This is a genomic window from Streptomyces pseudovenezuelae, from assembly GCF_001513955.1.
Taxonomy (GTDB): Bacteria; Actinomycetota; Actinomycetes; order Streptomycetales; family Streptomycetaceae; genus Streptomyces; species Streptomyces pseudovenezuelae.
In genome coordinates, this window is the sequence record NZ_KQ948152.1 from 260,662 (window position 1) to 274,641 (window position 13,980).

13 protein-coding genes and 1 pseudogene are annotated in these 13,980 nt (G+C 73.0%); 11 read left to right on the forward strand and 3 right to left on the reverse strand.

Annotation, left to right across the window (positions count from 1 at the left end; all coding sequences use genetic code 11):
- Positions 1-7 precede the first annotated feature (7 nt).
- The 3 genes from AQI94_RS35490 to AQI94_RS35500 are packed head-to-tail and all read left to right on the forward strand — an operon-like array spanning position 8 to position 2,952.
- A complete protein-coding gene (locus AQI94_RS35490; RefSeq protein ID WP_031040633.1) occupies positions 8-1,381 on the forward strand; it encodes an aldehyde dehydrogenase family protein in 1,374 nt (457 codons plus the stop codon).
- Positions 1,378-2,160 carry a 3-oxoacyl-ACP reductase gene (locus tag AQI94_RS35495; RefSeq protein ID WP_031040636.1) on the forward strand — a complete coding sequence of 261 codons (783 nt, stop codon included), beginning with the start codon at positions 1,378-1,380 and terminating at the stop codon, positions 2,158-2,160. Before AQI94_RS35490 ends, AQI94_RS35495 begins: the two co-directional genes overlap by 4 nt.
- 21 nt (positions 2,161-2,181) lie before the next feature.
- Complete coding sequence (locus tag AQI94_RS35500; RefSeq protein WP_062230119.1) at positions 2,182-2,952, forward strand: DUF2510 domain-containing protein; 771 nt, start codon at positions 2,182-2,184, stop codon at positions 2,950-2,952.
- Positions 2,953-3,034: 82 nt separating this feature from the next.
- Here the strand turns inward: AQI94_RS35500 and AQI94_RS35505 are convergent, their stop codons facing one another.
- The gene (locus AQI94_RS35505; RefSeq protein WP_031053509.1) at positions 3,035-4,237 is read right to left on the reverse strand and encodes an amino acid deaminase/aldolase; all 1,203 of its coding nucleotides are present in this window, start codon (positions 4,235-4,237) and stop codon (positions 3,035-3,037) included.
- A gap of 1,507 nt (positions 4,238-5,744) precedes the next feature.
- Here AQI94_RS35505 and AQI94_RS46680 point away from each other — a divergent pair.
- A complete protein-coding gene (locus AQI94_RS46680) occupies positions 5,745-6,548 on the forward strand; it encodes a hypothetical protein (protein WP_031060596.1) in 804 nt (267 codons plus the stop codon).
- Positions 6,545-7,729 (forward strand): type VII secretion-associated serine protease mycosin, encoded by a 1,185-nt coding sequence (mycP, locus tag AQI94_RS35520; protein ID WP_031060598.1) that lies wholly within the window; start codon positions 6,545-6,547, stop codon positions 7,727-7,729. Before AQI94_RS46680 ends, mycP begins: the two co-directional genes overlap by 4 nt.
- A gap of 17 nt (positions 7,730-7,746) precedes the next feature.
- Here the strand turns inward: mycP and AQI94_RS35525 are convergent, their stop codons facing one another.
- Positions 7,747-8,742, reverse strand: a complete 996-nt coding sequence (locus AQI94_RS35525; RefSeq protein ID WP_031060600.1) for a serine hydrolase — start codon at positions 8,740-8,742, stop codon at positions 7,747-7,749.
- 150 nt (positions 8,743-8,892) lie between these two features.
- On the opposite strand from AQI94_RS35525, the gene AQI94_RS35530 reads away from it, so the two are divergent.
- A complete protein-coding gene (locus tag AQI94_RS35530; protein ID WP_031060602.1) occupies positions 8,893-9,624 on the forward strand; it encodes an SseB family protein in 732 nt (243 codons plus the stop codon).
- 1 nt (position 9,625) lies between these two features.
- On the opposite strand, the gene AQI94_RS35535 is transcribed toward AQI94_RS35530, so the two are convergent.
- Positions 9,626-9,991, reverse strand: coding sequence for a DUF1844 domain-containing protein (locus AQI94_RS35535; protein WP_031060604.1), 366 nt, complete (start codon positions 9,989-9,991; stop codon positions 9,626-9,628).
- A 345-nt stretch (positions 9,992-10,336) separates the two neighbouring features.
- On the opposite strand from AQI94_RS35535, the pseudogene infC reads away from it, so the two are divergent.
- The 5 genes and pseudogenes from infC to AQI94_RS35560 all read left to right on the forward strand — a co-directional run bounded on the left by infC (position 10,337) and on the right by AQI94_RS35560 (position 13,944).
- Positions 10,337-11,045, forward strand: a pseudogene (gene infC / locus AQI94_RS35540) (translation initiation factor IF-3).
- 109 nt (positions 11,046-11,154) lie between these two features.
- Complete coding sequence (rpmI, locus tag AQI94_RS35545) at positions 11,155-11,349, forward strand: 50S ribosomal protein L35 (protein ID WP_003977225.1); 195 nt, start codon at positions 11,155-11,157, stop codon at positions 11,347-11,349.
- Between the two features lie 101 nt (positions 11,350-11,450).
- Positions 11,451-11,834, forward strand: a complete 384-nt coding sequence (gene rplT / locus AQI94_RS35550) for a 50S ribosomal protein L20 (RefSeq protein WP_007380809.1) — start codon at positions 11,451-11,453, stop codon at positions 11,832-11,834.
- Between the two features lie 96 nt (positions 11,835-11,930).
- The gene (locus AQI94_RS35555) at positions 11,931-12,776 is read left to right on the forward strand and encodes a TrmH family RNA methyltransferase (RefSeq protein WP_031060610.1); all 846 of its coding nucleotides are present in this window, start codon (positions 11,931-11,933) and stop codon (positions 12,774-12,776) included.
- 49 nt (positions 12,777-12,825) lie between these two features.
- Positions 12,826-13,944, forward strand: coding sequence for a sensor histidine kinase (locus tag AQI94_RS35560; protein ID WP_031060613.1), 1,119 nt, complete (start codon positions 12,826-12,828; stop codon positions 13,942-13,944).
- The last annotated feature ends 36 nt before the right edge of the window (positions 13,945-13,980 follow it).

Genomic DNA, 13,980 nt, shown 5'->3' on the forward strand with positions numbered 1-13,980 from the left:
TACTTCGTTGTCGTACGAGCATGAACTGACCGTCCTCAACCCGGCCACCGAGGAGGTCGTCGCCACCGTCCCCGCCGCCACCGCGGCCGACGTGGACGCGGCGGTCGCCCGCGCGTCGAAGGCGCAGGCCCGCTGGGCGGCCGTCGCCCCCGCCGACCGGGCGCGGCTGCTGCGCCGGTTCGCCGACGTGGTCGACCGGCATGTCGAGGAACTGGCCCGGCTGGAGGTCCGGGAAGCCGGTCACCTCCTCGGCAACGCCCGCTGGGAGGCGGGCAACGTCCGTGACCTGCTCGCCTATGCGGCAGGCGGGGTGGAGCGGCTCAACGGCCGCCAGATCCCGGTCCCCGGCGGCCTCGACATCACCCTCCTCGAACCCCTCGGGGTGGTCGGCGTCATCGCGCCCTGGAACTTCCCCATGCCGATCGCCGCCTGGGGCGCGGCGCCCGCGCTGGCCGCCGGCAACGCCGTCGTCCTCAAGCCCGCCGAGACCACCCCGCTCACCGCCCTGCGGCTCGCCGAACTCGCCCTGGAGGCAGGGCTGCCGGAGGGCCTGTTCCAGGTGCTGCCCGGCCACGGCCCGGTCGCGGGCACCGCACTCGTGGAACACCCCGAGGTCGCGAAGATCGTCTTCACCGGCTCCACCCGCACCGGCCGTGACGTCATGGAGCGCTGCGCCCGCCAGGTCAAGCCGGTCACCCTCGAACTGGGCGGCAAGAGCCCCAACATCGTCTTCGCGGACGCGGACCTGAAGACGGCCGTCGACCCCTTCTCCTTCCTCGACAACTCCGGCCAGGACTGCTGCGCCCGCACCCGGATCCTGGTCCAGGAGTCGGTCTACGAAGAGGTCCGGGAACTGCTCGCCGACGCCGTCGCCTCCGTGGTGGTGGGCGACCCGGCCGACGAGAAGACCCAGATGGGCCCGCTGATCTCCCGTCAGCAACTGGACAGGGTACGGCGGTTGGTGCCCGCGGACGCGCCCGGTCTGCGCGGCGGCGCGCCCGACGGGCCCGGCTTCTGGTTCGCGCCGACCGTCCTCACCGGCGAGGCGCCCGACTCCGAGGCCGCCCGCGAGGAGATCTTCGGCCCGGTCGCCGTCCTGCTGCCCTTCACCGACGAGCAGGACGCGATCCGGCTCGCCAACGACACCCCCTACGGCCTCTCCGGCTCCCTGTGGACCCGCGACATCGGCCGCGCCCTGCGCCTGTCCCGGGCCGTCAAGGCGGGCAACCTGTCCGTCAACTCGCACTCCAGCGTCCGCTACTGGACCCCCTTCGGCGGCTACAAGCAGTCCGGACTCGGCCGGGAGCTCGGCCCGGACGCCCTGACCGCCTTCACCGAAACCAAGAACGTCTTCATCAGCACGGAAGGCCCCGCCCAGTGACCGATCAGATTGTGTGCCGTCGCCTCGTCGGCCGGACGGCCGTCATCACCGGAGCCGGCAGCGGCATCGGTCTCGCCACCGCCCGCCGGCTCGCCTCCGAGGGCGCCCACGTCGTCTGCGCCGACGTCGACGAGGTCCGCGGCAAGGCCGCCGCCGACGAGGTCGGCGGGCTCTTCGTCAAGGTCGACGTCACCGACCCGGAGCAGGTCGAGGCGCTGTTCAAGGCGGCGTACGACACCTACGGCAGCGTCGACGTCGCCTTCAACAACGCGGGCATCTCGCCGCCCGACGACGACTCCATCCTGGAGACGGGCCTTGAGGCCTGGAAGCGGGTCCAGGAGGTCAACCTGACCTCCGTGTACCTGTGCTGCAAGGCCGCGATCCCCTACATGCGGCGGCAGGGCAAGGGGTCCATCATCAACACCGCGTCCTTCGTGGCGCGGATGGGCGCGGCCACCTCCCAGATCTCGTACACCGCCTCCAAGGGCGGCGTGCTCGCCATGTCCCGTGAACTGGGCGTGCAGTTCGCGCGCGAGGGCATCCGCGTGAACGCCCTGTGCCCGGGCCCGGTCAACACCCCGCTGCTGCAGGAGCTGTTCGCCAAGGACCCCGAGCGGGCCGCGCGGCGCCTGGTGCACATTCCGGTCGGCCGGTTCGCCGAGGCCGAGGAGATCGCCGCCGCCGTGGCCTTCCTGGCCAGCGACGACTCCTCCTTCGTCAACGCCAGTGACTTCCTCGTGGACGGCGGCATCTCGGGGGCGTACGTCACACCCATGTAGGTCTCGCCCTACAGTGCCTCAATGAGCAGGACGCTCCCGCCCGGCCGGTACCCGGACCCCGACGCTCCGCTGCTGGAGCGCCGGTGGGACGGGACCGCCTGGACGGACCACCGGCGCGCCCCCGAGGCCCCCGGCCCGCCACGAGCGGCCGGACGGACCGCGGTGCGCGCCAGGGCCGTCGCCCTCACGGCCTGCGGGACCGTCCTCGTCGCCGCGATCGTCAGCGGGGCGCTCGCCCTCGCCCGGGGCGACGGGGACGACGTGGTGGCGGACACGGCTCCGACGGTCGCGAGCCCGACGCCCACCACCGTCCCGCCGGGCCCGGCACCCGCCCCGTCCCGCCTGGACGACGAACTCGACGGCATCAGCCTGCCGTTGCCGGACGGCTGGGGCCCCTCCCCGTACGTCACCCCCGACCACGTCGTGATGACCACCGACGGCGGCAGGGTCTTCACCCGCACGCTGCCCGCCGGGCCCGGGACCACCCCGGCAGCCCTCGCCCGCAGGGACGTACCGCAGGCCGCCGACACGTCCTACGGCGGCATCCGCAGCCACCGGGTCGTCAGGTCGGAGCGCGTCGCCGTCGCCGGCCGCGCCGGATACCTGGTGCGCTGGCGTGTGAAGACGGCCCAGGGGACCGGTGGTTACGTCCAGTCGCCGGCCCTCACCCCGGACCGCGGCGGACCCCCCGGCGCCGTCGTCGTCCGCTTCGCCTTCGACGCGGGTCCGGACGGGCCGCCGCTCGCCGACATGGACCGGATCACCGGAGGGATCCTGCCCATGGACCGCTGACCTAGGGCCTGTCGTTTGGATCAGCCCGGCGTCGCGAGAAAAGCACCGCACCTCACGGCCGGCCTGATCCAAACGACAGGCCCTAGAGAAACGTGTGGCCTTCCCCGCGGTACGTCGGCACGGTCTCCGTCACCGCGTCCCCCTCGATCAGGTGCAGCTTCTCGAACCGCTCGCACAGCTCACCGGCCTTGGCGTGCCGGAACCACACCTTGTCGCCGAGCAGCAGGTCGTCGGCGGGGGCGCCGAGCAGCGGGGTCTGCACCTCGCCGGGCCCCTCCTGCGGGTCGTACGTCAGCCCTTCCGGCAGATACGGCACGGGCAGCCGGTCGGGTCCGGCCGCACCGGAGGCCGGGTAGCCGCCGCCGAGCACGGTCACCACGCCGACCCCGGGCCTGCGCACCACGGGCATGGCGAACAGGGCGGCCGGACGCCCGCTGAAGGACGTGTAGTTGTCGAACAGCCTCGGCACGTACAGCCCCGAACCCGCGCCGATCTCGGTGACGGCGTCCTCCGCGGCGGTGTGCTGCACACTGCCCGTGCCGCCGCCGTTGACGAACTCCAGGTCCGGTACGACGGCCCGCACCGCGCGCACCACCGCGGCACGCCGTTCGGCCAACTCCTTGCGGGCGGTGGCCTGCATCAGCCGTACCGCCCGCGAACGCAGCGGACGTCCGGCCACCGAGTCCCCGACCCCGGCGATGTGCCCCTCGTAGGCCATGATCCCCACGACCTGGAACCCGGGGCGCCGGGCCACCGCGCGGGCCATGTCGGCGACCTGGGCGGGGGAGTGCAGCGGCGAACGCCGGGCACCGACCCGGACCCGGCCGCCGAGGAGCTTGAGCGAGGTGTCCAACTCCAGGCAGACGCGGATCACTTCGGTGCCGCCCGCGCGGGCACCGTCGATGAAGGCGAGCTGGGCGGGGTCGTCGACCATCACCGTCACGGCTGCGGCGAGCTTGGGATCGGCGGCGAGCTCGGCGTACCCGGCGCGGTCCGCGGAGGGGTAGGCGAGCAGGATGTCGTCGAAACCGCTCCGGGCCAGCCACAGGGACTCGGCGAGGGTGAACGACATGATGCCCGCGAAGCCGTCCTTCGCCAGCACACGTTCGAGCAGGGCCCGGCACCGCACGGACTTGCTGGCGACGCGGACGGGCTTGCCCGCCGCCCGGCGGACGAGATCGTCCGCGTTGGAGTCGAAGGCGTCCAGGTCCACGATCGCGACGGGGGCGTCGAGATGGGCGGTGGCCCGGTCGTAACGGGCCCGGTCGGCGGCGCGTGCAGTCATGAACGAAGCCTGCCAGACAGGATTACCGCAGGGTAGGGGGACGTTCCGGGCAGATGCCCCCGGCCTGGCGGACTGGTTCCCGTTCGCCCAGGAACAACCCGTAGAGTGACGCGCACGCACGCAGGGCTGTTCGCCCGCCCGTCGCCGCCGCGCCGGGATGCCGGCCCTTCCGTGCGGGTATGCGTGCCCGGACGGCGGTCTTCCACACCGACGACTCCGGCGAGGGCCCGCGCACGACCGAACGGCCCGGACATGAGGAAACGGGGGGTGCATGAGCACGGAAGCACGCCGCGCCTCGATTCCTCCACGCCCGGCGACCCCGCCGCGACCGGCCCAGCCGCCGGCGGTCGGCGAGAGCGGGCCCGGCTCCCCGTCGTCCGAGGAGTCGGTCGAGCGAGCCGTTGTCGAGCCGGGCGGACGGACGAGCGACGACTCCGACTGGCAGGCGTTCGGCGAACGGGACCGACGGGGCTCCGGGACGGCGGCGCGGCCGACGTTCGGCGGGTTCGACTGGCAGGGACCGCGAGAGAGGGACGGCCACGTGCCGGGCAACGCGCAGCGGGGGTCCGCCGACTCCGGCCGCTCGGTCGGCGACATGAGCGCGGGACGGGAGTCCGGCGCGGGCAAGGAGCCGTCCCAGGGGGCAACCGCGGCGGGGCCGCCGCCGATACGCACGACGAACCACGCCGGCCCGGATGCGACGCCGGCCCGCGATGAGTCCTACGGCACCTCGGACACCCGCCGGACCGACGGGGACGGTTCCGGCCGGGCCCCCTCGACGCCCGCGGACCCCTCCGGTGCACCGGCACAGCCCCGCACCGGCCCCGGCGCCCAGGCCCCCCGGCGCCAGGAGCCTTCCGGCCCGGCAGCCCCCCACCCCGGCAGCATCCCGCCGCCGCCCCCGGCCTCGGCCCGCTTCCCCGACACCCCACCGGCGCCCGAGTCGCCGTCCACGCCCCCTCGCAGGCCCGCCCCCGGCCCGATGCCGCCCGCCCCGAGCGCCGGGAACCGGGCTCCGGGTGCCCGGCCGCGCCCGGCGAGCCAGACGCCGGAGTCGTACGGGCCGGGCACCGCCGGGACCTCCACGCAGCCCCGCACGCCCGCCCCCGGCCCGATGCCGCCCGCTTCAGGTGCCCCGTCGCGTGCGACGGACACCGGTGGTGCGGCCGTGCCGCCCCGGCCGAGGACTCAGCCCACCGTTCCGCCGCGCCGCACCGGCGCCCCCGCCGAGACCGTCTCGGAGACGACCTTCCGGATGCGGCCCGTTCCGTCCGCCGGGAACGGCCGGGCGGAGTCCGGCGGCACCGCCGTACCGCCCATGCCCGACGCCCGCCCCGGCTCCGGCGCTCGGCCCGCCGCGCCCGCCCGCCCCGGATTCCCGCCGCGCCCCACACGTCAGGCGCCGGTCCCGGGCGTCACGGGCGTGCCCCCGGCTCCGGACCCCGCTCTCTCCTGGAGCGCCGCCCTGCCCCAGCAGGACGCAACTCCCGGCAGCGGGCGGCCTGTTGTGTCATTCGGCGAGCCCGAGGTCGGTTACAAGGAGCGGTCGTGGGGAGTGCGGATCCCTCCCCGGATCGCCGCCGTGGCCGCGTGCGTCGTGCTCGGGGTCGGGCTCATCGGCGGTGCCGTGACCGGGAGTTGGTTGATCGGCGGCTCCGGAGACGAGGGCCGCGGCGACACCTTCACCCAGGCCGGCGAGCTGTGGCACAGCGTGCCCGTCGACCAGCTGTTCCCGCCGACCGTGGACGGCCAGGGCGCCGGGCCCGGCGGCGCCGACCGCACCTGGACGCGGATCGCCGTCGCCCCGGACAGCGGCTGCCGGAACGCCTTCGACCCCCTGCTGCGCAAGGCCCTCGCCCCCGTCGGCTGCGAACGGCTCCTGCGCGCCACCTACGCGGACGCCACCCAGAGCTACGTCACCACCGTCGGCCTCCTGTTCACCGATGCCGACGCCACCGCCATGCGCGAGCTCGACACCCGCTTCACCCGGGAGGGCCTGACCTCCCGCACCGACCTGATGCCCCTGCCGTACGCAGCGAAGAACACCCTCGCGGCCGGATTCGGCGCCGGGCAGCGGGCCTCCTGGACGATCTCCGTCCTCACCGACGCCCCGGTCGTCGCCTACGCCGTCTCCGGCTGGGCGGACGGCCGTACGGTCGACACCCCGGAGCCCGCCGAGAAGGCCATGGAGTCCGGCGACACCACCCCCGCCGCGCAGGCCGGCCTCGGCAACGAGGCCCAGGGCCTGGCCGACCGCGTCGAACGGGCCCTGCGCAAGACGGTCACCTCGCCCCCGGAGCAGTCCTCATGAGCCTCACCACCCGCAGGGCAGGCCTCCTGAGCGTCCTCCTCGCCGCCTCCGTCGCCCTCGTCCCGCCCACCGCCGCGCACGCCGACGGCATCCGCGCCAAGCAGTGGGCCCTGGACGCCATGCACACCCAGCAGGCCTGGCAGACCACCAAGGGCGCCGGCGTCACCGTCGCCGTCCTGGACACCGGCGTCGAGAACGACCACCCCGACCTCGTCGGCAACGTCCTCACCGGCAAGGACATGATCGGCTTCGGCGCCACCCGGGGCGACCGCTCCTGGGCCCGGCACGGCACCGCCATGGCCGGCATCATCGCCGGCCACGGACACGGCGTCGGCAACGGCGACGGGGTCATGGGCATCGCCCCGGAGGCCAAGATCCTCCCCGTCCGCGTGATCCTGGAGGACGGTGACCCGGCCCGCGCCAAGGCCCGCAACACCCGCGGCAACGCCCTCGCCGAGGGCATCCGCTGGGCCGCCGACCACGGCGCCGACGTCATCAACCTCTCCCTCGGCGACGACTCCGCCTCCGCGCACCCCGAGGCCGGCGAGGACGACGCCGTCCAGTACGCCCTCAGCAAGGGCTCCGTCGTCGTCGCCTCGGCGGGCAACGGCGGCGAGAAGGGCGACCACATCTCCTACCCGGCCGCCTACCCGGGCGTCATCGCCGCGACCGCCGTCGACAAGTTCGGCACCCGCGCCTCCTTCTCCACCCGCCGCTGGTACGCCACGGTCGCCGCTCCCGGTGACGACGTGGTCATCGCCGACCCCGACCACAAGTACTACGAGGGGTGGGGCACCAGCGCCGCCTCCGCGTTCGTCTCGGGCGCGGCGGCCCTCGTCAAGGCCGCCCACCCCGACCTGACGCCCGCCCAGATCAAGCGCCTCCTGGAGGACACGGCCCGCAACGCCCCCGCGGGCGGCCGCGACGACTCCCGGGGCTTCGGCTTCATCGACCCCGCGGCGGCGCTCAAGGCGGCCGACCGGCTGGAGCCGCAGGGCCTGCGGCCCGCCGCCTACGACGAGAAGTACTTCGGTTCGGGCCCGGACACCGCCGCATCGGGCGACGACACGGCCAGTTGGGCGGCTCCGCTGGCGGGCGGCGCGGGCGTGGCCCTGCTGATCGCCGCGGTCTTCCTGTGGCGGGGCCGCCGCGGCCCCCGGCAGTCCTACGAGAGCTTCTGAGACGGGCTCCGAAGCTCTCAGTGAGCCGCCGCACTCGTGGCGCTCGCCGAAGCCGACGCGGACGCGTCCTCGCCCGTGAACACCGACACCGCCGCCTTAGCCGCCGACTCCACCAGCGAAATGCCTTGCGCCTGCGTGGAGTTGCCGTTCGACAGCACGGCCACCAGATAGCCGTGGCCGGCCACCGACACCCGCCCGATGCTGTTGACGTCCCACAGCCCGGTCGTACTGCGCGGCAGCCACCCGTTCTTCAGCGCCCAGCCGGACCCGTCGGCCGCCGCCGACACGCCCCACCGCTGGTCGGCCTCGATCTGACCCATCAGATCCTGGAGATACGACCGCGAGGCCTCGCTCAGCTTCGAGTCGTCCCCGAACACCTGCTGGAGCAGGGTGAGCTGGTCCGAGGCCGTGGTCCGGGTCAGCCCCCACAACGCCCCGTCGCCGCCCGCCGTACCGGTCAGCCCGAACGTCCTGTTGGCGGCGTCGAGTCCCGCGGCCTTCCCGATGGTGTCCCACAGCGCCGACGCCGAGGCGTTGTCGCTGTTCTCGATCATCGTCGTCGCGTACGCCTTCTCACGCGCGCTCAACCGGGTGCCCGCCTCTTGGTGCCGGAGCAGCAGCGCCGCCAGGATGTCGACCTTCACGATGCTCGCCGTGTCGAAGGCGCCGTCGCCGTGGACCGCGCTGTCGCCCGACTCCAGGTCGAGCACCGCCGCCGAGACCTTCTGCGCGCCCGTCACCCGCACCGACGTCATGGCGTCGGCCAGCTTCTCGTCGAGATCCACCACGGACTCCGCCACCGCCGCCTCCTGCGTCGTGGTCGCCGTCGAGGGCGAGACCGACGGCGTCGCCGCCGACGATACGGCGCCGCTCCCGGTGTGCGCCTGCGCCTTCACGTACACCGTCCCGCCGGCCGTGGCACCGACGACGGCCACGCAGGCCAGCGCGGTGTACGTCAACGACCGTCGGGGGACCCTGCGGGCACGGCGTCTGGCGGCTCTGGAGGACTCCATGGCGCCGATGCTCGGGCCGCCGACTGTGCGGACCGTTAGACGGACGTTAGAGGTGTGTCAGCGAACTCTGAGAAACCCGTGAAAGCGGTCACGGGCACGTTTCCGGGCCCGCACAACCGCAACAGCAAGCCCCCTATAGGGTCGGTGACCGTGGCGAACAAGAACATTCCCGACCCCGGCTTCTCCGACGACGACGGCTCCGCCGATCCCCGGCTGAGCGCGGCGCTCGCGGCCTGGGCCGAGGACCGCGCCGCCGTGGGCCCCGTCCTGGAAGCGCTCAAGGGCGCCCGGCTGCTCGTCCCCGTGGTGGCCGTCCTCGGCGAGGTCGAGGAGGACGAGAACGGGCTGCGCCGCGAGAAGACCAGCGACATGGCCGTCCCCACCCTCAGGGCCGGAGCCCGGACCGCCCTGCCGGCCTTCACCTGCACCGACTCGCTGGCCCGCTGGGACCCCGAGGCCCGCCCCGTCGCCGTACCCCTGCACCAGGCGCTGCAGGCCGCCGCGCACGAGAAGGCCGACACGGTCGTACTGGACCTGGCGGGCCCGGTGCCCTTCGAGCTGACCGGTCCCGCGCTGCTCGCGCTCGCCGAGGGCCGTGTGAACGCCGACCCGCTGGCCGACCCCGCCGTGATCGGGGCGGTACGGGACGCCGTGGCCGCCGAGTCCGCCGTGCTCCGCGCCCACCTGGGGCCGGGGCAGGCCGACGGCACCCTGGCCCTGGTGCTGGAGCCGTCCGCGACGCCCGCGGACGCCGCACGGGCCGTCGCCGAGCGCCTGGCCGCCGACGAGACACTGAGGGCCCGCCTGGTGCGCGGCCTCGACCTGGCAGTCCTGCCGGCCGGGGCCACGCCGCCGGGCGAGCCCTTGTACGTACGGGGATGAACTAGCCGTAGACCGGCCCGGTGTACTTCTCGCCGGGGCCCTGGCCCGGCTCGTCCGGGACCAGGGACGCCTCGCGGAAGGCCAGCTGGAGGGACTTCAGGCCGTCCCGCAGCGGGGCCGCGTGGAAGGAGCTGATCTCCGTCGCGCTGCCGTCCAGCAGACCGGCGAGGGCGTGGATCAGCTTGCGGGCCTCGTCCAGGTCCTTGTACTTGTCGCCCTCCTCGGTCAGACCGAGCTTCACGGCGGCGGCGCTCATCAGGTTGACGGCGACCGTCACGATCACCTCGACGGCGGGGACCTCGGCGATGTCGCGGGTCATCTCGTCGAAGCCGGGGGAGTCAGGGGACGCGGGAGGGGTGTCACTCATGTCCCACACGATAGGGCCCGGCGCCCGCCGGTTCGCACCACCCCCGGGTTGCTGCTAACCTTGTGTGACGACCGGCCGGACACACCTGTGTGTAAGTGTGACCGGCCCACAAGTGGAGGCTCCGATCTCCCACCCGACCGCCCTCCGGGACGGCGGGTCACCCCGGTCAGGCGGCCGCCATCGTTCCGTACGGACGATGGAGTCGCCCGAAAGCGCGCCCCGCGGCATCGCGGCGGTGCTCCGGCAGTGTTTGGAGCCCCGTCTGTGATCGTCCGGGGCATTTTTTGTGCTTCGGCGCGGTTAGGTCTGACGAAAATGACGTACGCGGCGGTCCGCCAGATTGCCGTGTGGTGCTAACCGAGGAGGATCCATCAGCGCCGAGCCCCGCATCAACGACCGGATTCGCGTTCCAGAGGTGCGACTTGTCGGTCCCAGTGGCGAGCAGGTGGGCATCGTCCCCCTGGCCAAGGCACTGGAGCTTGCGCAGGAGTACGACCTGGACCTGGTCGAGGTGGCGGCAACCGCCCGTCCGCCTGTGTGCAAGCTCATGGACTACGGGAAGTTCAAGTACGAGTCGGCCATGAAGGCCCGTGAGGCGCGCAAGAACCAGGCGCACACGGTCATCAAGGAGATGAAGCTCCGGCCGAAGATCGACCCGCACGACTATGACACCAAGAAGGGTCACGTCGTCCGGTTCCTCAAGCAGGGCGACAAGGTCAAGATCACGATCATGTTCCGTGGTCGCGAGCAGTCTCGGCCGGAACTCGGCTACCGACTGCTGCAGCGGCTCGCGGAGGACGTGGCCGACCTCGGGTTCGTGGAGTCGAACCCGAAGCAGGACGGCCGAAACATGATCATGGTTCTCGGTCCGCACAAGAAGAAGACCGAGGCGATGGCCGAGGCCCGCCAGGCGCAGGAAGCCCGCAAGGCAGACGCGAAGGCCAACCCCGGCAAGTCGCAGAACGCCGCGGAGTCCGACTACGTCGAGGACGAGTCCGAGGCCGAGGTCGAGGCCCAGGTCGAGACCCCGGCAGAGGCTCCCGCCGAGGCGTGACCCCGGGGGACGCGAGTCCCCAGGACCCAACCGATACAAGAGCGACGCTCACAGTGCCCGGTTTCAGGACCGGGCACCGGAGCGCCACCGACGAGGAGAGAACGGCGCTATGCCGAAGAACAAGTCGCACAGCGGTGCCAGCAAGCGCTTCAAGATCACCGGCTCCGGCAAGGTGCTCCGTGAGCGCGCCGGCAAGCGCCACCTGCTCGAGCACAAGTCGTCCCGCGTGACGCGTCGCCTCACCGGCAACGCCGAGATGGCCCCGGGCGACGCCGCGAAGATCAAGAAGCTTCTCGGCAAGTGACGTACGCGGCGCTCTCCCCGAGCGCCGTACGTCTGGACCGGGACCCCATCGATACCGGGCCGTGTGAGTCCAACCACGGCCCCGCTACAAGGAGTTAACAAGTGGCACGCGTCAAGCGGGCAGTCAACGCCCACAAGAAGCGCCGGGCGATCCTCGAGGCGGCCTCCGGCTACCGCGGTCAGCGTTCGCGCCTGTACCGCAAGGCCAAGGAGCAGGTCACCCACTCGCTGGTCTACAACTACAACGACCGCAAGAAGCGCAAGGGCGACTTCCGTCAGCTGTGGATCCAGCGCATCAACGCCGCTGCCCGCGCCAACGGCATCACGTACAACCGCTTCATCCAGGGTCTGAAGGCCGCGAACATCGAGGTCGACCGCAAGATCCTGGCCGAGCTGGCCGTCAACGACGCGACCGCCTTCGCGGCGCTCGTCGAGGTCGCCCAGAAGGCGCTGCCGGCGGACGTGAACGCCCCCAAGGCCGCGTGACGCCGCGCCGGCTCTAGGCCGACGTGACGGTGTGGACCCGCAGGCTGTGAAGCCTGCGGGTCCGCTGTTTCCCGAAGACTTCCGAAGGTGAAGAGCATGTCCCCGGTCACCCCCGAGTTGATCTCCCCCCGTTCCCCCCGTGTCTCCGCCGCCCGGCGGCTCGCGAAGCGGAACTTCCGGGGGAAGGAGCGGCTGTTCCTGGCCGAGGGGCCGCAGGCCGTGCGGGAGGCCGCCGGACACGGTCTGGTGGAGCTGTTCGCCACCGTCGAGGCCGCGGAGCGGTACGCCGACATCGTCGGGGAGGCCCGGGTTGTCGGCGCCCGGGTGCACCTCGCCTCCGAGGACGTCATCGCCGACATCTCGACGACCGTCACCCCACAGGGGCTCGTCGGGATCTGCCGGTTCCTCGACACCCCCTTCGAGGAGATCCTCGCCGCCCGCCCCCGGCTCGTCGCCGTGCTCGCGAACGTGCGCGACCCGGGGAACGCCGGCACCGTCCTGCGGTGCGCCGACGCGGCCGGCGCCGAGGCCGTCGTCCTGACCGACGCCTCCGTCGATCTCTACAACCCCAAGGCCGTACGGGCCTCCGTGGGCTCCCTGTTCCATCTGCCCGTCGCCGTCGGCGTGCCCGTGGAGGACGCCGTGGAGGGGCTCAGGCGGGCCGGGGTGCGGATTCTCGCCGCCGACGGGGCCGGCACCGACGACCTCGACGCCGAGCTCGACCGGGGCACCATGGGCGGGCCGACCGCCTGGGTGTTCGGCAACGAGGCCTGGGGGCTCCCGGAGGAGACCCGCGCACTCGCGGACGCCGTGGTGCGCGTCCCGATCCACGGGAAAGCCGAGAGCCTGAACCTCGCCACCGCGGCCGCCGTATGTCTCTATGCGTCAGCCCGTGCACAGCGCGCCCCCGGAGGGTGCCGCTCCGTCACCGACAACCAGTAGGGTGACCAGCTCGGGGGCCCCTCAGACGCCTGAGAGGTGGGGTACGGGGATGAGTGTCGGCACGAGGAGCACGCAAGGCGTGTCCGAGGCCTGTGCCGGTGGTCTCGCCGAGCTCGGCATCGATCCCGACCAGCTGCCCGACGGCCTCGTCGTCGCGGACGAGCAGGGCCGTGTGATCTGCTTCAACGCCGCCGCGGCCCGGATCACCGCCCTGCCCGCCGAGGACGCCCTCGGACAGCGGCTGGAGAAGGCCCTTCCGTTAGAGGATCTGGAGGGGCGGCGCTGGTGGCAGCTGACCGATCCCTACGGCGGGCTCGCGATCCGCAGGCGACAGCCCGAGCGGAATCTGCTGCTGCCGGGCGGCCGTGAGGTCCTGGTCTCCGCGCAGTACGTGCGCACCGAGCCCACCGGACCCGTCCACCGGGTCGTGGTCGGCCTGCGCGACACCGAGGCCCGCCGCCGCACCGAGCGCAGCCACGCCGAGCTGATCGCCACCGTCGCCCACGAACTGCGCTCCCCGCTCACCTCCGTCAAGGGCTTCACCGCGACCCTGCTCGCCAAGTGGGAGAGGTTCACCGACGACCAGAAGCGCCTGATGCTGGAGACCGTCGACGCGGACGCCGACCGGGTCACCCGGCTCATCGCCGAGCTGCTCGACATCTCCCGCATCGACTCCGGGCGCCTGGAGGTCAGGCGTCAGCCCGTCGACATCGGCGCCGCCGTCGGACGCCACATCCAGGCCTACGTCGCCGCGGGCCTCGCCGCCGACCGGTTCCTGCTGCGCCTGGAGCAGCCGCTGCCCATGCTGTGGGCCGACCCCGACAAGATCGACCAGGTGCTCAGCAACCTGCTCGAAAATGCGGTGCGGCACGGCGAGGGAACCGTCACCATTGCCATCACGCCCACGGCGTCCCCCCGCGAGGACGAGGACACCGGCACGTCGGTCACGGTGAGCGACGAGGGTCCCGGCATCCCGGAGGAGTCCATGAACCGCGTCTTCACCCGCTTCTGGCGGGGCAGCAAGCGCGGTGGCACCGGCCTCGGGCTCTACATCGTCAAGGGCATCGTCGAGGCCCACGGCGGCACCATCACGGTCGGCCGCGGCCCCCAGGGCGGCGCCGAGTTCCGATTTACGTTGCCCGTGAGCGCTCCGGCCTATCTGAGCTGAGTGCCCGCGGGCGCATCCGTACACCCCCACCCCGTT